The organism is Mesorhizobium sp. M0954, from assembly GCF_040319155.1.
In the GTDB taxonomy this organism is placed as follows: domain Bacteria; phylum Pseudomonadota; class Alphaproteobacteria; order Rhizobiales; family Rhizobiaceae; genus Mesorhizobium.
In genome coordinates this window covers 268,374-288,711 of the sequence record NZ_JAMYNR010000007.1, presented here as the reverse complement: position 1 = coordinate 288,711, position 20,338 = coordinate 268,374, and the positions used below count along the sequence as shown (strand labels likewise).

The following is a 20,338-nucleotide window of genomic DNA, read 5'->3' as shown; positions in this document are numbered from 1 at the left end:
CATCACCGAACACTCTCTCCACGGCATCAACACCTCCGGCCAAAAGCCAAAAGTGTTACCCATGTGTCCGGTACAAAACGTCACCTATGTCTCAGGCCGCGCAATTACTTAGATACGTCCCGATATCTGATTGGTGCCACTAAACGCAGTTGCGGGTAATGTCAGGGGTAAAAGTCGACTACCTCTTGGCTGGCGGATTACCCCTTCAAGCAGCACCATCCAGCTTCTTTGCCCACCAAGGTAGCAGTTCACTCGGATCGAACGCATATTTTTTTGTCCCTTTGAGCGTCGGCACAGCGTCTGCTCGCACCTGGGCGATGCTCCAACCTTGATAATATGGTTCGCATCCAGCCCTGAAGGCTGCGAGCAGTTGCTCTTCGTTTGAGAGCGTAAGCATAACGTCTAGCTCTCTGATGGGACAAAAGATCGGATGTCTCCTGTCTTCATCGGTCATATCAGGCTCTTTCTCATAAGAGATTTTCCTCGCCTCAGTGATTAACCGGTCACGGAGTGGGCGTGACATCTGGGTCCACGCGTCCATGGTGAGAACCACCGCTGGAGCATCGGCATCGATGTCGAATTTGATAATCCCTCGTCGGACATGTGAAAAGAATCGCCAAAGTTGAAAAATCGCCTTCGCGATCTGCGCATAGCCGTCGTTAGCGCTTTCTACAGGATCGTCGGCGTACTGAGCTTCAAAGGTAAGTTTAGTGGCCTTGCATTCAAAGACAGCGACGATGCGCCCGGCCTGCATCAAAAGGATGTCCGGTGTCTCGACCGGGTTCTTTTTGTATCTGTATTTCACTGCCGGCGCGCATTCGAATCCTGGGCAATGCGCACTGATCGATCGGCGGGCATAATCCTCGAACCGTTTCGTAGCTTCGTTGGTAATAGTGGTGCCTCCGCCTTGGAGATCATAGTACAGGCCCACAGTGGCCCGCAGGATGATAAGCGCTGGCAGCGGCGCGATATATTGCTGCCGGAGGCCTAAATCCCGGCGGATGATAGGTTTGATGCGCAGGTGGCTAGGTTGGTAGATAACAGGCAAAATTGAACGGGCGCTGGCCTCGAACTTACTCAAAAGTTGGCGCGATTCATGCCGAGCGGACCAGATGTCTGCGGAAAGGAGTTTGAGACTCTTTTCGACTGCATCCGACGAAATCCCCAAGAAACTTAAGTCATGAATTGGTGGGCTCCATGGACCCCGCATCAAATGTGCGAAATAACTGAAAGCAACTGCAAAGAAGTCAGCGATGGTCACACAGTAGATCTTTTCGAAGTAATCGGCACACTCTCCCTGCCCGTAAATGAATATGTACCGGTAAATGTCGGAAACGCTAGCAAATCTCCGTTGCCAACCAAATTGCCTATGACCAATGCGATGAACCTCCATTAATACGTTGGTTTCATCCACCCTGCCCGGCGTCTCGTCGTCTTCGACTGAGCGAAGCAGGTTTACAATGTCTGCGACCGTGTTGAATTCACGTGTGTTCAACGGTCGAGTTGGCATTCTGATTTTGGGAGTATTAAAATCTAGAGTGATGAGCGTCTCAAGGTCCCAAGGGAATGCCATGTATGTTGAGCCCAAATCTTGTGTAGCAGCCTCTTTCGGGTAGTTCAAAAATTTTGCGGCCCCGCTATTTCGTCCGTCTTGAATGGCGTGGACAGCCCAAATCATGCACAAAAAGTGCGCGTCGTCAGTTTCGGAGAGAAGCCTTCTCAACGTTGGAAGCGCTAGCGCGGGATCAATTTTATTTGTTTGTTTTGCCAAGACGTAGGTCTTTCGCGAAGACAATTATTTTCAAGCAGTGAACTAGGGCAACGGGCGGGTCGCCTGCAATCGGTTTCGATCTTTGATATAGGCTGGACTTTGGACGACGGTTGATCTCGCTAGCCGGCAATGTAGAAATGCCGCTATACGTGAATAAGAAATCGGAATGGGGGCTTCGTGAACATATTCGAACTTTATGATTTGGCGAGTTGGTACAAAACGTACCTTAAGCCCTTGAGGACTCTTTACACCGAACTGCACAACGCGACCAGCAACAACGCTAGTCAGCCGAGCAAAGTACCGATTGAGGCTCCCTTGTCGGCACTTGTGCAATTCCTAAATGAGATGGCGATTGGTCAGTTGTCCCTTCAGCAGTTAGCGCTCTTGCGCGACTTAAAAGTGCAGGAGTTGGTAGGGCCTGAGGGAGCGCGGTGGATCGGAAGCATAGTGAGGGCCGAAGCCTACGATCCCGCGACGACCAATCAAAACGTCGCCGATGCAATCGAAGCAATCAACGCTGCAGGTCAAAAGCTCAGTGGATATGCGACCGCCGTCGACCAGCTTGGTCTTGACCGTGAAAAACTATCCGACGAGGACGGACGGATAACGGTTCGAATTGGCTTTCGAAATGACGCGTCAATCCGAAATATTAAGGACTGGAAGACGTCGGCGGACGAATGGTATCAGATCGTTCGCGGGGTTGCGATGATGAGCGGAGAGGCACCCGAAGACGCCAAGGTGATCGGTGCCTCGACGGGTTCGGTAATTCTGGTCCTGTCTGTTACGTATGCTCTGAGCAGACTTCTCGCGACTATCGCGAAGCACATCACTAGCACCGCCAAGGAGGTGCTATCGCTTCAAGCAGCACTGGAAAACTTGCGACAGCAAAAAATCCTGACGAAAACTATGGAAGCCGAATTTGATAGGCTCCGGAACGAAGCGAGAGCAGGAGCCGAAAAGCGCATCGAGGCGCAGATTGCGGCCATGGTGCCGGGCGCTGTCGATGGGGACAAAACCAACGCGTTGGGCAAAGCCATTCAGAAACTACTCCGGTTTGGAGAGAGCGGGGGAGAAATTGATTTCGTCGCTCCTCCCCCGCCAGATGAAAACACGGAAGACAACGGGGCCGATGGTGATGGCGAAACGAAAGAGTTGATTGCCGCTATCTTGGGGGCTCGCAACGCAATTCTGGCTTACCAACAAGAGCGCGAGGCGGTGAAACTGCTGTCCGATAAAGCCGGTGGCGGCGGCCCCGGATGGTAGTTCTCACAGCAGATTTACGGACGTGCATTGGACGGCACTTTGCCCCTGCCATTCCCCTGCTCGCACCCATTTGCGTCTTGGCAATCGTTAGTTGTTGAAACTACAAGGAATTCACGTTTGCTGAGCAGTACCAGCGGCTCTTTGAATGTTTGCTGCTCATACCTGGAGGAGAAGCTGTCGCAGCCGGCTGGTGTCGTTGAGGTCCGAACATCCATGTGACGTTATTCGCCAAAATGGAATGAACCCTTGGCGTCCTTGGCGTTATAGACCCCATGCAGTATTCTAGATTCCCGCCTTCAAGGGCATCGACGTCAGGTCATCCCCGATTTCCACAGGGTCGGGCCGTCAAGAGCGGTGGCACATCAATTCAAACGCATATAACTGCATCGGAAACCATGGGAGTTTCCGTTGGAGCAGAAACGCACGACCGCCCCCTTCATCAACGGGATGTTTGGCGGCCTTATCGTCTTCGCCTTCGCGTTCGGTTTTCGTTTGCTGACAAGTCCCGACCCCGATCCAACATCAAGAGCAACGACAAGCCTTTCCGTACTGGCCTTCGCCATTTGTTTCGGCGCAGCCTTCCTGCGCGAGCACCGGCGCCAGATTGCCGCCGCCAGAGAATATCTTAGCCGCCCAAGAACGTTTTAGGGCCACGCGTTCCGTCCCCGTCGGGAACCACAAACGTCGCGTGAAATTGCCGGCTTAATCTGACGCCAGATTGCGCTTTGGCATCTCATACCAAGAGACGCCGAGCCCATTAGTGCCTAGCCCTTACAGCCATCATTTCGGCCCCTCTCCGGCTCCGGCCATTTAACAGCATTCGATTAAATTGCCCCTGTGTATATTAGCACTCGCTCAATTAAGCGCGCCGACAATGCCCCGTGGCGGGCCAAACCAACGGGTGTTGTCATGCGAAGTGATTTCGCCGCGGCGCGCGAGCTTTTGGAGTGCGCACAAAACCGCCTCTGCGGCGCAGATGAAACGAGCCGACGCGTCAACGAGGTCCTCGACGCGCTGATTGAAGAAATAGCCATCGCGGAATTCCGCAAGGCGCCACTGACGGTCGTGCCGTTTCCGCGTGCGCGGCCGCCCAAGCATGTTCGATAGAGCGCTGATCGCCCGCGTCGCCGAAGAGCCGGCAGCTGGTGTTTCCGCAATCGCCTGTTCGAGCGTCGTTGAACGATCAATCGGTTGACGATAAAGTTGCTGGACACCGGTGCTCTGAACCCGGAGCTGATCCATGTCACACTGTGGAGATGTCTACGAGAACAAGGTGACCGGCGAATATGCCGTCATCCTGCGTGGCACAGAAGACCGCGGCCAGGGACCTGGCATCGCTCATCTGACCGCCCGGCCGGGAGCCGCAGTGGTGGGCGAGCACTTCCACCCGAACCTGACGGAACGGTTTACCGTCCTCCGTGGCCGTCTCGACGCTTGCATCGCCGGGAAGACTTTGTCCCTGGAGCCTGGCCAATCCGCCACGGTCGAAGCAGGCGTCGCACATGATTGGTGGAACAGCAGCAAAACCGAAGAAGCGCATGTCCTGGTCGAAGTCGACCGGGCGCCAGGTGCGGACAATGTCGACCCGAACCGTTTCGAGCTGCTGATCGGCATGCTCTTCGGCCTGGCCAATGCCGGCAAGGTGGACAGAAAAGGTAGACCTTCGCCGCTTCAGGCAGCAGTCATCGCCAGGGAATTTGCCGACGTGATCGTCTTCACGCACCCGCCACCTGCGATTCAGCGAGTGGCGCTGGCGATCCTGGCGCCACTCGGCCATCTGCTCGGCTATCGCGCGATCGACCCGGACTACTGCAAGCCGCACGGGCATGTCACGCCGGCTCCTGAAATCCTCGCTCGAGCAGGCCTAGTAGCCGGATGATCGGGGTCCATATTGGGCGCCCGGCATTTTTGTCGGCTGGATGCTGCCATGTCGCGAACTCTGATCGTCGTTGGTCTCAGCATAGTCGCCTTAGGCCTGCTGTGGCCTTGGTTGGCTCGGACCGGCCTTGGCAGGCTGCCCGGCGATATCGTGATCGAGCGTGAGAACTTCAGGCTTTATGTCCCTATCACCACGGGGATACTGGTCAGCATCGTGCTCTCGGCCATTCTATGGCTGATCAACCGGTAGGCGATGCTCCGGCTGCGGCGATTTGTGTTGCAGGCTCAACTCGCCCTTGATCTTCTTACACTCCGATCGCCGCCACCAAAATCCGGTTCTGCCGTCGTATCGCCGCCCGCAACTCGGCAATCCTCGCCTCCTCGCGCTTCACGAATTCGATGAACATCATGTTCATGTTGTTGAAGATGAGTTCGCCGAGTGCCGGCCCGTCGATGTCGCGACGCACCAGCCCGAGCGCCTGCAGGCGGACGATCAGCGCGCGGATCTGCTCGGTCAGGGCGCGGTCCAGCCCGGTATAAGCCTGGCCGAACGGGCTGTCGGGCAGCTGCGTCGAGATCGCCATCGCCTGCCGCCACATCTCCTTGCTGAGATAATGCAGCGAGTGCTCGATATAGATGCCGAGCAGCGTATCGAGAGCGTCGCCGACATTGGCCGGCGGGTTGGCGACGACGCCGCGCCCGGCATTCAGCACCTCATTGACCTCCATCGAGACGATGGCGCCGAGGATGTCGCCCTTGTTCTGGTAGTAATTGTAGATGGTGCCGACCGAGACTTCGGCCTGCGCCGCGATGGTCTCGATCTTGGCGCCTTCATAACCGGCATCGCGGAAAAGCGCCGCCGCCGCCTCGATGATGCGGCGGTGCCGATCCGCCTTCTGCCTTGCCCGCAATCCGCTCATAACGGCTGTTTGCCACAAAATCAGAATTGACTCAATTCTAGAATTGGTTCAATTTTTTCTACAAGCCAAAAAGGCAAGGGAGAACACTCGATGTCCGTCAATCCAAAGACCCCCAATCCAACCGTCAGGAATCCGCTTTCCGTTCTGAAGAGCCATCTCCAAGGCGCGTGTGCCGCGGCAGCACTGCTGCTGGCGGCGGGCAGCCTCGCTCAGGCGCAGGATCTCAACGCGCTGATCTGGTGCGATCACGCCGATCCGGCGCTGCTGCAGCCGTTCGAGGAAGCGAACGGCGTCAAGGTCAATGTCAAGGAGTTTGAAGGCACGGGCGCCGGCCTGGCGATCGTCGAACAATCGCAGCCCGGCGACTGGGACGTGATGGTGATCGACAGCATCGACATACCGCGCGGCGTCGAAAAAGGCCTGTTCGAGCCGCTGCCGGAAGACAAGCTGCCGCTGGCCGATCTGTTTCCGCAGGTGAAGATGGACAGCTCCACCGTCGTTGACGGCAAGCGTTACGGCATCACCGAAAAGTTCGGCTACAACACGATCGGCTACAACAAGACTAAGGTCGACCCGGCCGACATGCAGACGATGGCGGCGCTGACCGGCGACAAATACAAGGGCAAGATCGCCATCTACGATTATTACCTGCCGGTCATCGGCATGGCCGCACTGGCGATCGGCAAAAAGACCGCCGACCTGACCGAAGCCGACCTTCCCGCCATCAAGGAAGAGTTGCTCAAAATGAAGGCCAACGCCAAGCTGGTCGGCGAAGTGACCGCCAGCCAGACGGCGCTGGCGACCGGCGAGGTCGACATTCTGGTCGGCGGCGGCGAATGGGTGACGGCGGGGCTGGCCAAGGAAAACCCTGCCCTGGACTTCTCTATCCCGAAAGAAGGCGCCGTGCTGTGGTCGCAGTCGCTGGCAATGTTCAAGGATTCCAAGAACAAGGAGCTGGCGCTTAAATTCATCCAGCACATTATGAGCCCCGAAGGCCAGGCGCGGCTCGCCACCTCGTCCTGCTATTGGGGCATGCCGGCCAACAGCAAGGCGGCGTTGAGCGACGAGCAGAAGAAGATCCTGCGCTTTGACGAGCAGCCGGAATTCCTCGCCCGCGCCCAGTCCTATCCTGCGCCGAACGCCGACCTCGACAAGAAGATGCAGGACGTCTGGACCGAAATGCTGCAGGCGCAATGACCGGCTGCCGGTCGTGAACGCCGTCAACAGTGGGCGTGCCCTGCCCTGGGCGCTGGTCACGCCGGCGCTCGGCTGGACGCTGCTGTTCTTCGTGCTGCCCTTCGTCGCCATGGCGGTATCCAGCCTGACGGCACATGAAGGCGGCGGCTTCACGCTGTCCAACTACAGCCAGTTCTTTGCCAATCCGTCCTACTGGCAGGCGATGGTGAACTCGCTGCAGGTCACAGCGATCGTCACCGTGATCTCCGTGCTGCTCGCCTATCCTTTTGCCTGGATCCTGGCCGAGCAGGTGCCGGAGCGCTGGCAGCGGCTGGCGCTGATGCTGGCAGTGCTGCCGTTCTGGACCTCCTATGTCGTGCGCTCCTATTCGTGGCTGCTGGTGCTGGCGCAGAACGGCGTCGTCAACCATGCGTTGACCGGCTCCGGCCTGTTCAGCGAACCGCTGCAGCTCGCCAATACGCGGCTGGCCACCGTCATCGGCTTCGTGCATTTCTTCGTCATGCTGTTGACGCTGACGATCTTCGCCAATCTGAAGCAGCTCAGCCCCAGCTATCGCAAGGCCGCCGCCGACCTCGGCGCCGGGCCGGTTCGGACTTTCCTGCATGTCGTTCTGCCGCTGACGCTCCCCGGTATCATGGTCGGCGCCTTCCTCACCTTCGTGCTGTGCATCGGCGACTACATCACGCCGCAGATCCTCGGCGGCAACAACGAGCTTTTGATGCCGCAGCTCGTCATGATGCAGATCGGCCGGCGCGGCGACTTTCCGCTCGCTTCGGCGTTGTCGATCATCCTGATGGCGGTGGTCACCATTGCCTATCTCGCCTGCTCCCGCTGGCTGAAGATCGAGCGGGCCTGACCATGCGCGCGCTCATCCGCCTCGTCTCCGGCCTTTACGCCATCGCAATCTACGGCTTCATCTTTCTACCGGTCATCGTTCTGGTGCTGTTTTCGCTGCAGGCAACGTCGTTTCCGATCCCGCCCTTCACCGGACCGTCGCTGCGCTGGTACGAGGCCGTGCTCGCCGACACGCGGCTGACTTCGGCTCTGGTCAATTCGCTGCTGGTGGCGGTCGTCTCCTCGGCTGCCGCCGTCACGTTGGGCTTTCTCTCCGCCTGGGGTTTTGCGCGCTTCGCTTTGCCGGGCTCGGGCCTGATGCGCGGGCTGATCACCTTGCCACTGACCGTCAGCTATCTCATCATCGGCATGGGGCTGCTGGTGCTGTTCAACTGGGCCGGCGTGCCGAAGTCGCTCATTGCCGCCGGCATCGGCCACGTGGTGATCAACCTGCCGCTCTGCTTTGCCATCGTCTACAGCCAGATGGGCGACCACCAGATCAACATCGAGCGCGCCGCGCGCGACCTCGGCGCGCCCGAATGGAAGGTGCTGCTGCTGATCACCGTGCCTGTCATGGCACCGGCGATCTTCGCCGGTTTCTTTCTGTCGATGACCTTCTCCTGGGACGAATTCGTCATCTCGTTCCTGTTGACGCGCTTCGATACGACGCTGCCGGTCGAGATCTGGAACCTGCTGCGCTCCGGCCTCAATCCCAAGACCAACGCCGTCGGCTCGCTGGTCTTCGCCGTCTCCATCGTGCTGGTGGTATTGTTCGAGCTGATGCTGTTGCGGAGGAAGCCGGCATGAGTGCGCCACTGGTCGATATAAGCTCCGTCTCGCATCGCTTCGGCCAGCATACCGTGCTGAAGAACGTCTCGCTGACGATCGAGCCTGGCAGCTACACGATCCTGCTCGGGCCGTCCGGGTCCGGCAAGACGACGCTTCTGTCCATCCTCGGCGGCTTCGTCACGCCGAGCGAAGGCAAGGTGCTGATCCGCGGCGAGGACTGCACTGCCGTGCCACCGGCGAAGCGGCCGACGACGACCGTGTTCCAGGACTACGCGCTGTTTCCGCATATGAGCGTCGGCAGCAATGTCGGCTTCGGCCTGCGCATGCGGGGTGTCGATGCCGCAACCCGGGCAGCAAGGGCGCGCGAGGCGCTGGCGCTGGTTGGGCTGGCCACTGCCTTCGACAAGAAGCCGCACCAGCTTTCCGGCGGTCAGCGGCAGCGCGTGGCACTGGCGCGCGCCCTGGTGGTCGAGCCGGCGGTGCTGTTGCTCGACGAGCCGCTCGGCGCGCTCGACCTGAAATTGCGCCGGCAGATGCAGGACGAGTTGAAGGCGATCCAGAAACGCGTCGGCACCGCCTTCATCCACGTCACTCACGATCAGGAAGAGGCGATGGCGCTGGCCGATCATTGCGTGGTGATGAATGACGGGCGCATCGAGGACGAAGGACCGCCCGAGCGCGTCTATGCCCGGCCAGCGACGCGCTTTTCCGCGACTTTCATGGGCGAAAGCACGCTGATATCGGGAACGGTGACCGAGGCGAAGAGCGGCAAAATCGCCGTCACCACGAAGCTTGGGTCGCTCTCGCTGCCCGGCACATTGCCGCCCGGCTTGGCCGTTGCGCTGGCCATCCGCCCGGAGCATCTTGTTCTCGGCGCTGCAGGCGGTGCTGTGGCGCTTGGCATGGTCAAGGTCAGCGACGTCGTCTTCCAGGGCAGCTTCAAGCGTGTGCTGGGGACCTCCACGACCGACCCGGCGCTGCACTTCATCGCCAAGGTCGCGGCCGCATCGGCCGTCCAGCCGGGCGACGTTGTCGCGGTATCGTGCGATGCTGGCGACATCATCCTGCTTGCGGACCAAACATGAGCACGCTTCCAATCATCGACGCTCCTGACTGGTACGAAAGTATCCGCATGGGCGATGGCGTGACGCTGATCCACGAGCCGTGGATCAAGCCGTTCTTCCGCTGCAACATCTGGCATGTGCGCGGCCGCGACCGCGATCTTCTGTTCGATACCGGCCTCGGCCATTTCAGCCTGCGCCGCCACGTGCCGCTGGTCACGGAGCGCAAGCTCACCTGCGTGGCCAGTCACACCCATTTCGATCATATCGGCTGCCATCACGAATTTCCCGACCGCTGCGTGCACCCGGCCGAGGCCGAAATCCTCGCCGATCCACGCAACGAATGGACGGTTGCCGACCGCTATGCCACTGACGAGATGTTCGACGGCATGCCGCAAGGCTGGGACACCAAGCGCTACCAGATCCTGCCCGCACCAGCCGGCCGGTTGCTCGAGCAAGGCGACATGGTCGATCTCGGCGACCGTGCCTTCGAGGTCATCCACACGCCCGGCCATTCACCCGGCGGCATTGCGCTCTACGAAAACAGGACGGGCATCCTGTTTTCCGGCGACATCATCTATGACGGCCCGCTGATCGACGACGTCTATCACTCCGATATCGACGATTATGTCGAAACGCTGCTGCGCATGCGCGATCTCGATGTCTCGGTCGTGCACGGCGGCCATTTCCCGAGCTTCGGCAAAGTCCGCTATCGCCAGCTTGTCGACGAGTATCTCGCGCAAAAGCGCCAGGCCGGCTGCCATCTGTTGCAAGCCCGATAAGCACTGGCGCTGTGGCGTCAAAGCGCCCTTTGCGGACAGGGTGTCCCCGCCGCGTCGCCGCAGCGCGAGGCCGTGGGCTCGGGTCTAAAGCTCTTTTCCTCCGCCTGGCGCACCAGTTCCGCGAAAGCCAGGGCAAAACTTGCCAGCATCAGGAAGACAATAATCAAGCGTGCCAGCGGCAATAGATCGGCCTCGACTGGTTAGCCCCCACGCCGCCCGTCCGCTGCCGGCTAACATGATCGATATGGCTTTACGAGAGTTTAAGGCGAGTCTTAACCATCACATCATTTTGTCCTCCGACATGATGCGCGAGTGCGGCTTGTTTGGTCGCCATCTCCAGGCACCTCCCTCCCTTTGCAGAAATGCCCACCCATGCTAACCCGGCGCTGGCGCGGCCCAGCAACCGGTCGCCGCCAATCGGTCGCCAGACGGTCGTCGCCAATCGGTTGTCGTTGAGAGCCATGAGCAAAACCGCCAGCCGTTTCGCCTTCGTCTCATCCGGTACAGCCGACGCCAATGCAGCGCTGGAAAGCCTCTCTGCGCGTTACGGCCAGGCCTCCGTCGAAGAAGCCGGGATCGTCGTGGCGCTCGGCGGCGACGGCTTTCTGCTGCAGACCCTGCGTGAGACGATGAGCACGGGAAAGAAGGTCTACGGCATGAACCGTGGCACCATCGGTTTTCTGATGAACGAATACCGCGCCAGCGGCTTGACCGGGCGCATCGCGGCGGCCGTTGCCGAAACGATCCGTCCGCTGGAGATGCAGGCGGTGACGGCCGAAGGCGAGACGATTTCGGCGCTCGCGATCAACGAGGTCGCGCTTTGGCGCCAGTCGTACCAGACGGCCAAGATCCGCATCACCGTGGATGGGCAAGAGCGGCTGGAGGAATTGCACTGCGACGGCGTGATGATTGCGACGCCGGCCGGCTCGACCGCATATAATCTGTCGGCGCACGGGCCGATCCTGCCGCTCGACGCTCCGCTGCTGGCGCTGACCCCGGTCAGCCCGTTTCGTCCGCGCCGCTGGCGCGGCGCGCTGCTCTCCAACAAGGCGATCGTGCGTTTCGACATTCTGGAGCCGGAAAAGCGGCCGGTGAACGCCGCCGCCGACCACACCGAGGTCAAGGCGGTGACGACGGTCACGGTGAGGGAATCGCCGACGGCAACGGCGACGCTGCTGTTCGATCCCAACCATTCGTGGAACGAGCGCATTCTCGCCGAACAGTTCAGGTATTGAACAGACCGTGCAAATAAAAACCCGGCACGAGGCCGGGTTCCTATTTGACAACACAAGTGTTGCGGCGGCCGATCGTTGCGATCAGAACTTGTAATTCAAGCCGATGACTCCGGTGTGTATGCGGACCTTTGCTTCGACATTCAGGCCGGTGTCGACTGTATAATCGCTCTTGCCCAGATCGAAATATTTGTATTCGCCCTTAAGCGACCAGTGATCGGTAAAGGCATATTCCAGGCCCGCGCCCAGGGTCCAGCCTGCTCTGGTTTTCGAGGTGCCGTTGGTCCCGATCGGACCGCTTGTGCTAATCTCAACCCTGCCGAAGCCGAGACCGCCGGTACCGTAGATCAGCAGCCTATCCATCGCATAGCCAATTCGGCCACGCAGCGATCCGAGCATCTTTACATCGGAATCGCAAGAGAAGGTGGGGTTCGGACAGTCCGTGCCGCCATCGATATGGGCGGCCGAGATGTCCGCCTCGACGCCATAGACTATATTTCCGCTCTGGAAATTGTAACCGGCCTGGACGCCGCCCAGGGCGCCGCTGCCATCATGATCAGCCGTCCCGCCACCAGTATATTCCCAGTCTACTTTGCTGCTGCCACCGCCGACATGTGCGCCTAGATAGAGGCCCGTCCAGTTATACGTTGATGCGACCGGCAACTCCACGACATCGGCCGCGATCGCCGGAGTCAAGGCCGCTGCCAGAAACGCAGCGGAGAGAAAAGCTTTCTTCATAATGTGGCCCCCTTAGCCAAGAAAATGGATGAATCGTTTGTGGCTAGTTTTCTGAGTTATTTCAAATCTCAAATGATACTTTGGCGTGTGGTCAGAATGAATGCACCCTGGCGTTGCTGATCTGCAACACCTGCGCTGGTGCGAGAATCTCGCCTTGCTGAACAGCAGGCCATCGACGAGCGGTAACCATCGCGATTAAGCTTACGGCTTCACAATCGCGCCAATGCCGCCCGTTTGTGTTGACAAATCGTGGGCTTGCGCCTACCTGCAGTACCGATCTTGCAGGCGCGCGGCGCTTGCCGCGACTGCATATGTTGCGCCCCCGAACCAGCCAAAGACAGCCAAACTTGTCCTCAGACACCCAGATCGCTCAAGAAGCGTTGACCTTCGCAGACCTCGGCCTGTCGCCGAAGGTCCTTTCCGCAGTTACCGATGCCGGCTACACCGAGCCGACGCCGATCCAGGCTGGTGCTATCCCGCACGCCTTGCTCGGCAAGGACGTGCTGGGCATTGCCCAGACCGGCACCGGCAAGACGGCGTCCTTCGTCCTGCCGATGCTCACCCGGCTGGAAAAGGGCCGCGCCCGCGCGCGCATGCCGCGCACGCTGATCCTCGAGCCGACGCGCGAGCTCGCCGCGCAGGTCGAGGAAAACTTCGTCAAATACGGCAAGAACCACAAGCTCAACATCGCACTGCTGATCGGCGGCGTGTCCTTCGACGAGCAGGACAAGAAGCTCGAGCGCGGCGCCGATGTGCTGATCGCGACCCCCGGCCGCCTGCTCGACCATCGCGAGCGCGGCAAGCTCCTGCTCAACGGCGTCGAGATCCTCGTCATCGACGAGGCCGACCGCATGCTCGACATGGGCTTCATCCCCGACATCGAGCGTATCTGCGAGATGATTCCGTTCACCAGGCAGACGCTGTTCTTCTCGGCGACGATGCCACCGGAAATCACCAAGCTCACCGAGAAATTCCTGCACGCACCGGTGCGCGTCGAAGTGTCGAAGGCAGCATCGGCCGCCACCAACATCACCCAGCGGCTGGTGAAATCCGGCCCGAAACCCTGGGACAAGCGCGAGACGCTGCGCAATCTGATGAAAGCCGAGGATGCCGAGCTGAAGAACGCCATCATCTTCTGCAACCGCAAGATCGAGGTATCGGAGCTGTTCCGCTCGCTGCTGAAATATGACTTCGACGCCGGCGCCCTGCACGGCGACATGGACCAGCGCGCGCGCATGCAGATGCTGGCCAATTTCCGTGACGGCAAGCTGCGCTACCTCGTTGCTTCGGATGTCGCGGCGCGCGGCCTCGACATTCCCGATGTCAGCCATGTCTTCAATTACGACGTGCCGATCCACGCGGAGGATTACGTCCACCGCATCGGCCGTACCGGCCGCGCCGGGCGCTCGGGCAAATCCTTCACCATCGCGACCAAGTCGGACACCAAATACATCGACGCCATCGAGCGGCTGATCGGCACGAAGATCGAGTGGCATGACGGCGATTTGTCGACGGTCGTTGCCAGCGAAGGCGGCGAGGATGAGGCCCCGCGCCGTGGCCGCGGTGCGCCACGCCGTGCCGGCCGCAAGGACGACGCCAAGGACAGGGGCGAGCGCAAACCGCGTGAACGCCACGCCAGGCGCAGCGAAGAAGCAGCGCCGGAAGCAGTTAGCGAAGAACAGCCGGTCGTGGCCGAGGCCACCGTCGCCGACATCGACGAGCGGCGTACCCGCAAAGAGGCGATCCGCTCGGAAAACAGCGAGCGCCAGGCTTCACCTGAACGCAAGGCTTCGCCCGATCGCAACGAACGGCGCGCGCCGGAACGGGGCGACACCAGGCCGCAGCGCGAGCGCCCTGCCCGCCAGCGCCAGGAAGACAATGACGCGACCGTCGGCTTCGGCGACGACATGCCGGCCTTCATGCGGATCGTCGCCAAGGTCTGACACGGCTCGCGCGCGGCCCCGCCGACGCGCGAAGCACCCTCTTTTGAGAAGTACTGCTCTCGGTAATCTTGTGGCGTTGCTGCGAGGCGGTCGATTTTGGTGCTGCCGGCGATCCGTATGCCGCTAGGCTCGCTATGTAGCTAAAGATCCCTGAGTTCCAGGCGGGATGCCAGCAGGTCCAGAAAAGCGCGAACTTTGGCTGAGGACGACCTGCCTTCCGGCCACACGGCGTGTATCGGCACCGGCACCGGCTCGAATTCGGTTAGAACCAGTTCCAGGCGGCCATCGTCCACCAGGTGCTTTACCTGCCAAAGCGGCGAGTAGCCCAGACCCAATCCGTGAACCGCGGCCGCATAGATCGATATCATCAAATTCGACCGGAAGGTACCCGCGACCTTCACCGGCCGGGGCTTGCCTTCAATCTGAAACATCCATTCGCCTGGGCGGCCGTCGACGGTTCGTACGATGCATTGATGCTCACGCAATTCGAGCGGATGGGCCGGTCGGCCGTGTTGCTGGAAGTAGGCAGGTGCGCCGAACACCACGCGCCGCAGCGCGCCCAGGCGCTTCGCACGTAAATTGGAATCCGGCAAATTGCCGATTCGGACAGCCAAATCGAGGCGCTCGGCATCGAGATCGACAAATTCATCGGAAAGCTGGAGGTCAACCTCGACCCGGGGATATGTCCGCATATAATCGGCGATGACCGGCACGAGGAAGTCCGGGCCGAACAGAACCGGGGCACTGACACGCAGGATGCCCCATGGCTCCGACCGTCGATTGGCCGCCTGAAGCCTGGCTTCGTTAATTTCCTCGACGGCGGGTTTGATGCGCTGGAAAAAGGCCGCTCCGGCTTCGCTCGGCGTCGAGCGGCGTGTCGTCCTGTGCAGAAGCTCGACCCCGATTGATTCCTCCAATGTCGCCAGGGACCGGCTGACCGACTGCAGTGAGCGGTTCAGCCGGCGTGCGGCAGCCGTCAGACTGCCATGCTCGACAATGGCAATGAAGGCTTCGAAATCATCTATCCGGCTCATCGCTCATCGCTCCTTTCTACCGAAAATCGGGAGAACCTATCGCAAAATCGATCAATTGTAACGAAGTTCGCTAGATTTTATCTTCCCTGCACAGGCCGAAAGGCAGACTCGAAGGAAGGAGATCGTCATGCGAACACCCAGTCCAACGGTCCTGGTCGTAGGCGCCGCAGGCCGCGTTGCCGGTTTGGTGGTGCCTGAACTCGTCCGCCGCAATGCCAGGGTTCGAGCGCTTGTTCGTGACGCCGCGAGTGCCGAAAAAGCCCGGAAAGCCGGCGCATCCGAGATCGCGATCGGAGATCTGCGCAACCATCGGAGCCTTGAGCAGGCCGTGAAAGGTGTCGACGGTCTCTTTCACATCGGACCGGCCTTTGCTCCCGACGAAGCCGCCATGGGGGTTGCCATGGTTGAGGCGGCGGCGCGAGCAGGCGTTCGAAAGTTCGTCTTTTCGTCGGTGATCCAGCCGACCAATACGAGGCTGGAAAACCATGCAAGCAAGGTACCCGTTGAAGCTGCCCTCTATTCGACGAACATGGAGTACACCATTCTGCACCCGGCCAATTTCATGCAAAATATCGCGCCGGCCTGGCCGTCCGTCGTCGAGCACGGCGTTTTCGCCGAGCCGTTTCCAAGGACGGCGAAGCTCGCCCGCGTCGACTATCGCGATGTGGCTGAAGTGGCGGCAATCGCACTGACCGAAGCGCGTTTGTCCTATGCGACCCTCGAGCTGTGCGCCGACGGTATGCACAGCCGCGAAGAGGTCGTCGCCATGATGAGCGAAGCGCTTGGCCGGCCGGTTTCGGCGGGCGAGCCGACATTTCAGGACTGGGCGGCGAAGGGCCGCCTTCCCTATACCGACCGGCAGTTGCAGATGCTGGCCAAAGTACACAGCCACTACGCCAAATACGGCCTCGGCGGAAACAGCCTGACGTTGCGTGCCGTGCTTGGCCGCGAGCCGCGTTCGCTGCGAAGCTTCATTCAGGAATTGGCGCTGCAGACGGCATATGCCGCCTGATCGTCCTCACAATAACGCTGACGCACATTTTTTCTGATTGGGAGATTTCGATGCAAGCATCACCGGACCGAGCCTTCAAATTGAGAAAGCTGCCGCCCTCCTACGGCGCGGTGGTGATGCCGTTGGTTCTTTCGATTCTGATGTCCTCGATTGTCTCGGCGGTTTCGACGGCAATCGGCGCAGGCTGGACGAACGGGTTTATAGCGGCCTGGAGCTATGCATGGGGCGCTTCATGGCTTGTCGCGTTTCCCAGTCTGCTGATTGTGCTTCCGATCGTGCGCCGGATCGTTGCCGCGATTGTCGATCAGCCGGCCCGGTCCTGACATCACGAACGAAGGATGCCGGCGGACGGAGGGCCGACATAGCCATTAGAGCGGCCCCTTGCGGGGCCGCGGCCGGTTCGTGCGCTTGCCTCAGGTAAGCGGCGACAGCTGGATCTCGACGCGGCGGTTCTGAGCCCGGCCGGCAGCGGTCGCGTTGGAGGCGATCGGACGTGTCTTGCCGAAGCCGGTGACGGCGAAGCGGCGGGAATCGACGCCCTGTCCGGACAGATAGTTGGCGACCGCCAAAGCACGGCGCTGCGACAGGTCGAAATTGTGCTCGTCGCTGCCGGTCGAGTCGGTGTGGCCGAACACGTCGACGGTGGTCTGGCGGAACTTTTTCAGCACAAGGGCCACCGAATTCAGCACCGGATAGAAACCGGCCTTCACCGCGTCCTGGTCGACGTTGAAGGTGATGTCGGACGGCATATTGAGGATGATCTGATCGCCGGTGCGGGTGACGCTGACGCCTGTGCCCTGAAGCTGTCGGCGCAGTTCGGCCTCGTTCTGGTCCATGGTGGCACCGATGGCACCGCCGGCAAGCGCGCCGATGCCCGCGCCGATCAGCGCGTTGCGGCGGTCGTTACCGCCGGCAAGCATGCCGAGCCCGGCACCCGCCAAAGCACCGAGACCGGCGCCGGCAGCGGTGTTGGAAACCTTCTGTTCCCCGGTGTAGGGATCGGTGGTGCATGCGCTCACGAGCACAGCCGTCGCCACGACGGCGAGCACAATCTTTTTCATATGGTGGTCCCTCTCCATTCCACGGCCGCGCAACGGCGCACCGCATCAGCCCTTCCAGCGACTTGTAACATGAAATGCGGCGAAAAGCGGACCAGCAAAAGCCGCTGCCGCGGCTTTCCCCGGCTCAATTCCACACGCCTGCAGCGGCTCGCGCGACCACCGCAATTCGACCGGCTACCAGAGATTCTTGCCGTCGATGACCACCACTTCGACCTTGTCGAGATCGAAATCGTCGAACAGCCGCGAGTTCACGCTGATCTTCGGATTGTCGAAATTCGGCTCGCCTGTCGACCAGTCCGGCGTCTCGGTGAAGGTGCCACAGCCGCAGGTGGCGCAAAAGCCGTGTTTTATGGTTTTCGATCCCCACTGGTAGAACGAAACATTCTCCGGCGGGCTGGTGAGCCTGAATTGCGATGGGGTGTAATAGGCCCACAACGAACCGCGTTTCGAACAGAAGGAACAGGTGCATCGCGTCACTGTCTGCGGCGCTTGCGAGACCTCGAACGTCGTCGCCTTGCAGTGGCAGCTTGCCTTGATCGTCATGGATTGGTCCCTCACAATGCCGCCCGTAAGCAAAGGCAGCATAAAGAAACGCTCCTGACAACTGCCTGTCAGCGACCTGTGAGCCTGCGATGCACAGGTTAAAAGTGCTGGAGTGCCGACCGAAGGCTCATCGATCCAAAGCCGCCGCACACCCCCGGGTCAGCCCGTCGGCAAGCTTTCGGGCGTCATGCGCTAATAGGACGATGGCGGCACGAACAGGCAGATGGTCTTTCCGTCATTGGCACCGGCAACGGAGCACCAATGATATTCGCCGTCGGGCGAATTCTTGATCCGCTTGTCGCTATAGGCCACGACTTCCCCGGTTCCTTTGATGACATAGCCCTCGGGACGTTCGCTGATCGATGTCTGAGAGACCTCGCGGCAATCATAGCCCGAGCAGCAGGAGAAGGGATAGCTCCAGCCTTGCGGCATGGCCGCGGTCGGCCTGGCATCATGCGCCAGAGCAGGCGCCGCAAATGGAATGGCGGCAGCTATCAAAACCACTGCCGCGACAAGTGAATTCAGGAGTCGGCGCGCCGTGCGGGCGACTGGGGCCGGTCTGGTTGTGAGAGCAGGCATGAGCGCAGTTCCTATCAACGGTTGTCAAGCATTTCGCTTGCCCGTTCCCGGAACGTGTCTTCCCAGTGGCCGGATCGTCAGGTCGCAGATACGCCGCGTCCGGCCATAAATGCTTTTTTCCTCCCCAGCGCATGAATGCTGGGCTGATTCCTTGGTCGGCGCAAGCAATTGCTGTCGCAACCGAACGCCGACCTCTGCAGCCGGAACCAACCTGCCGTCCTGATTGACGAAACCTGGTCAACCCCGGCAGCGGGATCGCCAATAACGGGATTTGGCTCGCGCTGGTTCCAGGCTTGGCACCGGCGGCCCGCGGCATCCGCGTCAAAAGCGGAAATCGATTTTTGAAAAATCCGATGAAAAACAAAGTTGTAGAACGACAGGTAAGTGCAAATTGAGAGCTCGTCACTCTCGCGCGATGGCCGTAACTCTCGCGTGATGAACCCACATTCCTGCCGGATTGGTGCCCGGCGGCCTCAGTCGATATCGGCCACCGTTTCGCCGGCGCCACCTTCGATCCGCTGCGACAGTGAGGCTTCCATGAAATCGTCGAGGTCACCGTCGAGCACGCTCGACGGGCTGGTGCTCTCGACACCGGTGCGCAGATCTTTCACCAGCTGATAGGGCTGCAGCACGTAGGACCGTATCTGGTGGCCCCAGCCAATATCGCTCTTCGACGCTTCGGTGGCGTTCGCCACCGCTTCGCGCTTCTTCAGCTCTTCCTCGTAAAGCCGCGAGCGCAGCATTTCCCAGGCCTTGGCCTTGTTCTTGTGCTGGGAGCGCTCGGCCTGGCAGGCAACCGCGATGCCGGTGGCGAGATGGGTTATGCGCACCGCCGAATCGGTGGTGTTGACGTGCTGGCCGCCCGATCCCGACGACCGATAGGTGTCGATACGGACGTCGGATTCGGAAACGTCGATGTCGATCGTATCGTCGATGACGGGATAGACCCAGACGCTGGCGAAGGAGGTGTGGCGGCGCGCATTGCTGTCATAGGGCGAAATCCGCACGAGACGATGCACGCCCGATTCCGTCTTCAGCCAGCCATAGGCGTTGTGGCCCTTGATCAGCAGCGTGGCCGACTTGATGCCGGCTTCTTCGCCGTCATGCACTTCAAGCACCTCGACCTTGAAGCGCCGGCGCTCGGCCCAGCGCGTATACATGCGCAGAAGCATCGAGGCCCAGTCCTGGCTTTCGGTGCCGCCGGCGCCGGCATGGACTTCCAGATAGCTATCGTTGGCGTCAGCCTCGCCCGACAGCAGCGTTTCGATCTGGCGCGCCTTGGCCTCGCCGCGCATCGAGCGGATCGCCGCTTCGGCCTCCGCGATGACGCCCTCGTCGCCCTCTTCCTCGCCAAGCTCGATCAGGCCGATATTGTCTTCCAGGGCCTGGGTGAGGCCTTTGACGGCGGCAATGCCTTCCTCGAGGCCCTGACGCTCGCGCATCAGCTTTTGTGCTTCCAGCGGCTCGTTCCAGAGGCTCGAATCCTCGGCACGGACGTTCAGGTACTCAAGCCGCTTTATGGCTTGGTCCCAGTCAAAGATGCCTCCTCAGCAGGGTGATCGCCTGCCTGATCTCGTCGACAATGTTTTGCGTTTCCGCGCGCATGGCTGGCTGTTCTGTCCTGTTGCTGGATGGCGGTTTGGTGGCGCGATACATAGGGACGGCACGGTCTCCTGTAAAGCGCCGGCCGCTGTAATGTAC

Annotated in this window: 22 protein-coding genes; 13 read left to right on the top strand and 9 right to left on the bottom strand. The window is 60.3% G+C overall.

What is annotated here, in order from left to right:
- Positions 1 to 205: 205 nt before the first annotated feature.
- Positions 206 to 1,771: a hypothetical protein gene (locus NKH93_RS12725; protein WP_352970556.1), complete on the bottom strand. Its 1,566-nt coding sequence runs from the start codon at positions 1,769 to 1,771 to the stop codon at positions 206 to 208.
- Positions 1,772 to 1,948: 177 nt separating this feature from the next.
- Here NKH93_RS12725 and NKH93_RS12720 point away from each other — a divergent pair, with 177 nt between their 5' ends.
- Positions 1,949 to 3,034, top strand: coding sequence for a hypothetical protein (locus NKH93_RS12720; RefSeq protein ID WP_352970554.1), 1,086 nt, complete (start codon positions 1,949 to 1,951; stop codon positions 3,032 to 3,034).
- 408 nt (positions 3,035 to 3,442) lie between these two features.
- On the top strand, positions 3,443 to 3,682 hold the full coding sequence (locus NKH93_RS12715) for a hypothetical protein (RefSeq protein WP_352541361.1): 240 nt from the start codon (positions 3,443 to 3,445) through the stop codon (positions 3,680 to 3,682).
- 207 nt (positions 3,683 to 3,889) lie between these two features.
- On the opposite strand, the gene NKH93_RS12710 is transcribed toward NKH93_RS12715, so the two are convergent.
- Positions 3,890 to 4,276 carry a hypothetical protein gene (locus tag NKH93_RS12710; protein WP_352970552.1) on the bottom strand — a complete coding sequence of 129 codons (387 nt, stop codon included), beginning with the start codon at positions 4,274 to 4,276 and terminating at the stop codon, positions 3,890 to 3,892.
- On the opposite strand from NKH93_RS12710, the gene NKH93_RS12705 reads away from it, so the two are divergent.
- Both NKH93_RS12705 and NKH93_RS12700 read left to right on the top strand, forming a co-directional pair.
- Positions 4,275 to 4,913 carry a cupin domain-containing protein gene (locus tag NKH93_RS12705; protein WP_352472779.1) on the top strand — a complete coding sequence of 213 codons (639 nt, stop codon included), beginning with the start codon at positions 4,275 to 4,277 and terminating at the stop codon, positions 4,911 to 4,913. The genes NKH93_RS12710 and NKH93_RS12705 overlap by 2 nt on opposite strands.
- A 48-nt stretch (positions 4,914 to 4,961) precedes the next feature.
- Entirely contained in the window at positions 4,962 to 5,162 is a 201-nt protein-coding gene (locus NKH93_RS12700; protein ID WP_352457462.1) for a DUF2905 domain-containing protein, read from the top strand.
- Positions 5,163 to 5,217: 55 nt separating this feature from the next.
- Here the strand turns inward: NKH93_RS12700 and NKH93_RS12695 are convergent, their stop codons facing one another.
- The gene (locus NKH93_RS12695) at positions 5,218 to 5,832 is read right to left on the bottom strand and encodes a TetR/AcrR family transcriptional regulator (protein WP_352702335.1); all 615 of its coding nucleotides are present in this window, start codon (positions 5,830 to 5,832) and stop codon (positions 5,218 to 5,220) included.
- A gap of 90 nt (positions 5,833 to 5,922) precedes the next feature.
- Here NKH93_RS12695 and NKH93_RS12690 point away from each other — a divergent pair, with 90 nt between their 5' ends.
- The 6 genes from NKH93_RS12690 (at position 5,923) to NKH93_RS12665 (ending at position 11,730) form a co-directional block, all read left to right on the top strand.
- Positions 5,923 to 7,029: a polyamine ABC transporter substrate-binding protein gene (locus tag NKH93_RS12690; protein WP_352970549.1), complete on the top strand. Its 1,107-nt coding sequence runs from the start codon at positions 5,923 to 5,925 to the stop codon at positions 7,027 to 7,029.
- 13 nt (positions 7,030 to 7,042) lie between these two features.
- Positions 7,043 to 7,885 carry an ABC transporter permease gene (locus NKH93_RS12685; RefSeq protein WP_352472776.1) on the top strand — a complete coding sequence of 281 codons (843 nt, stop codon included), beginning with the start codon at positions 7,043 to 7,045 and terminating at the stop codon, positions 7,883 to 7,885.
- Positions 7,886 to 7,887: 2 nt separating this feature from the next.
- Positions 7,888 to 8,670 carry an ABC transporter permease gene (locus tag NKH93_RS12680; RefSeq protein ID WP_352451075.1) on the top strand — a complete coding sequence of 261 codons (783 nt, stop codon included), beginning with the start codon at positions 7,888 to 7,890 and terminating at the stop codon, positions 8,668 to 8,670.
- Positions 8,667 to 9,737 (top strand): ABC transporter ATP-binding protein, encoded by a 1,071-nt coding sequence (locus tag NKH93_RS12675; RefSeq protein WP_352835930.1) that lies wholly within the window; start codon positions 8,667 to 8,669, stop codon positions 9,735 to 9,737. Before NKH93_RS12680 ends, NKH93_RS12675 begins: the two co-directional genes overlap by 4 nt.
- Positions 9,734 to 10,495 (top strand): MBL fold metallo-hydrolase, encoded by a 762-nt coding sequence (locus tag NKH93_RS12670; RefSeq protein ID WP_352970545.1) that lies wholly within the window; start codon positions 9,734 to 9,736, stop codon positions 10,493 to 10,495. Before NKH93_RS12675 ends, NKH93_RS12670 begins: the two co-directional genes overlap by 4 nt.
- Before the next feature lie 461 nt (positions 10,496 to 10,956).
- Positions 10,957 to 11,730, top strand: a complete 774-nt coding sequence (locus tag NKH93_RS12665) for an NAD kinase (protein WP_023679915.1) — start codon at positions 10,957 to 10,959, stop codon at positions 11,728 to 11,730.
- Between the two features lie 81 nt (positions 11,731 to 11,811).
- On the opposite strand, the gene NKH93_RS12660 is transcribed toward NKH93_RS12665, so the two are convergent.
- Positions 11,812 to 12,465: an outer membrane protein gene (locus NKH93_RS12660; protein WP_352451078.1), complete on the bottom strand. Its 654-nt coding sequence runs from the start codon at positions 12,463 to 12,465 to the stop codon at positions 11,812 to 11,814.
- A 347-nt stretch (positions 12,466 to 12,812) separates the two neighbouring features.
- On the opposite strand from NKH93_RS12660, the gene NKH93_RS12655 reads away from it, so the two are divergent.
- Positions 12,813 to 14,408, top strand: a complete 1,596-nt coding sequence (locus tag NKH93_RS12655; protein WP_352970542.1) for a DEAD/DEAH box helicase — start codon at positions 12,813 to 12,815, stop codon at positions 14,406 to 14,408.
- A 140-nt stretch (positions 14,409 to 14,548) separates the two neighbouring features.
- Here NKH93_RS12655 and NKH93_RS12650 read toward each other — a convergent pair whose 3' ends face one another.
- Positions 14,549 to 15,442, bottom strand: coding sequence for a LysR family transcriptional regulator (locus NKH93_RS12650; protein ID WP_352472770.1), 894 nt, complete (start codon positions 15,440 to 15,442; stop codon positions 14,549 to 14,551).
- A gap of 127 nt (positions 15,443 to 15,569) precedes the next feature.
- On the opposite strand from NKH93_RS12650, the gene NKH93_RS12645 reads away from it, so the two are divergent.
- The gene (locus tag NKH93_RS12645; RefSeq protein WP_352970540.1) at positions 15,570 to 16,454 is read left to right on the top strand and encodes an NmrA/HSCARG family protein; all 885 of its coding nucleotides are present in this window, start codon (positions 15,570 to 15,572) and stop codon (positions 16,452 to 16,454) included.
- Positions 16,455 to 16,504: 50 nt separating this feature from the next.
- Positions 16,505 to 16,777 (top strand): DUF2798 domain-containing protein, encoded by a 273-nt coding sequence (locus NKH93_RS12640; protein WP_023679921.1) that lies wholly within the window; start codon positions 16,505 to 16,507, stop codon positions 16,775 to 16,777.
- 90 nt (positions 16,778 to 16,867) lie between these two features.
- Here NKH93_RS12640 and NKH93_RS12635 read toward each other — a convergent pair whose 3' ends face one another.
- From NKH93_RS12635 to prfB, 4 genes are all read right to left on the bottom strand, one after another.
- Complete coding sequence (locus tag NKH93_RS12635; protein WP_254817106.1) at positions 16,868 to 17,515, bottom strand: YiaD family glycine zipper/OmpA-like lipoprotein; 648 nt, start codon at positions 17,513 to 17,515, stop codon at positions 16,868 to 16,870.
- Positions 17,516 to 17,689: 174 nt separating this feature from the next.
- Positions 17,690 to 18,058, bottom strand: a complete 369-nt coding sequence (locus tag NKH93_RS12630; protein WP_023679923.1) for a GFA family protein — start codon at positions 18,056 to 18,058, stop codon at positions 17,690 to 17,692.
- Positions 18,059 to 18,250: 192 nt separating this feature from the next.
- A complete protein-coding gene (locus tag NKH93_RS12625; protein WP_352970538.1) occupies positions 18,251 to 18,637 on the bottom strand; it encodes a hypothetical protein in 387 nt (128 codons plus the stop codon).
- A 473-nt stretch (positions 18,638 to 19,110) separates the two neighbouring features.
- A protein-coding gene (gene prfB, locus NKH93_RS12620) for a peptide chain release factor 2 (RefSeq protein ID WP_352451084.1) occupies positions 19,111 to 20,242 on the bottom strand; the annotation gives its coding sequence in 2 pieces (ribosomal slippage) (positions 19,111 to 20,175 and positions 20,177 to 20,242; 1,131 coding nt in all).
- Positions 20,243 to 20,338 lie beyond the last annotated feature (96 nt).

What these genes read in the sequence shown, in the direction of transcription:
- NKH93_RS12705 (WP_352472779.1), top strand. Translation starts at nt 4,275, where the DNA reads ATGTCACACTGTGGAGATGTCTACGAGAACAAGGTGACCGGCGAATAT.
- NKH93_RS12710 (WP_352970552.1), bottom strand. Translation starts at nt 4,276, where the DNA reads ATGGATCAGCTCCGGGTTCAGAGCACCGGTGTCCAGCAACTTTATCGT.
- NKH93_RS12700 (WP_352457462.1), top strand. Translation starts at nt 4,962, where the DNA reads ATGTCGCGAACTCTGATCGTCGTTGGTCTCAGCATAGTCGCCTTAGGC.
- NKH93_RS12695 (WP_352702335.1), bottom strand. Translation starts at nt 5,832, where the DNA reads ATGAGCGGATTGCGGGCAAGGCAGAAGGCGGATCGGCACCGCCGCATC.
- NKH93_RS12690 (WP_352970549.1), top strand. Translation starts at nt 5,923, where the DNA reads ATGTCCGTCAATCCAAAGACCCCCAATCCAACCGTCAGGAATCCGCTT.
- NKH93_RS12680 (WP_352451075.1), top strand. Translation starts at nt 7,888, where the DNA reads ATGCGCGCGCTCATCCGCCTCGTCTCCGGCCTTTACGCCATCGCAATC.
- NKH93_RS12675 (WP_352835930.1), top strand. Translation starts at nt 8,667, where the DNA reads ATGAGTGCGCCACTGGTCGATATAAGCTCCGTCTCGCATCGCTTCGGC.
- NKH93_RS12670 (WP_352970545.1), top strand. Translation starts at nt 9,734, where the DNA reads ATGAGCACGCTTCCAATCATCGACGCTCCTGACTGGTACGAAAGTATC.
- NKH93_RS12665 (WP_023679915.1), top strand. Translation starts at nt 10,957, where the DNA reads ATGAGCAAAACCGCCAGCCGTTTCGCCTTCGTCTCATCCGGTACAGCC.
- NKH93_RS12660 (WP_352451078.1), bottom strand. Translation starts at nt 12,465, where the DNA reads ATGAAGAAAGCTTTTCTCTCCGCTGCGTTTCTGGCAGCGGCCTTGACT.
- NKH93_RS12650 (WP_352472770.1), bottom strand. Translation starts at nt 15,442, where the DNA reads ATGAGCCGGATAGATGATTTCGAAGCCTTCATTGCCATTGTCGAGCAT.
- NKH93_RS12645 (WP_352970540.1), top strand. Translation starts at nt 15,570, where the DNA reads ATGCGAACACCCAGTCCAACGGTCCTGGTCGTAGGCGCCGCAGGCCGC.
- NKH93_RS12640 (WP_023679921.1), top strand. Translation starts at nt 16,505, where the DNA reads ATGCAAGCATCACCGGACCGAGCCTTCAAATTGAGAAAGCTGCCGCCC.
- NKH93_RS12635 (WP_254817106.1), bottom strand. Translation starts at nt 17,515, where the DNA reads ATGAAAAAGATTGTGCTCGCCGTCGTGGCGACGGCTGTGCTCGTGAGC.
- NKH93_RS12630 (WP_023679923.1), bottom strand. Translation starts at nt 18,058, where the DNA reads ATGACGATCAAGGCAAGCTGCCACTGCAAGGCGACGACGTTCGAGGTC.
- NKH93_RS12625 (WP_352970538.1), bottom strand. Translation starts at nt 18,637, where the DNA reads ATGCCTGCTCTCACAACCAGACCGGCCCCAGTCGCCCGCACGGCGCGC.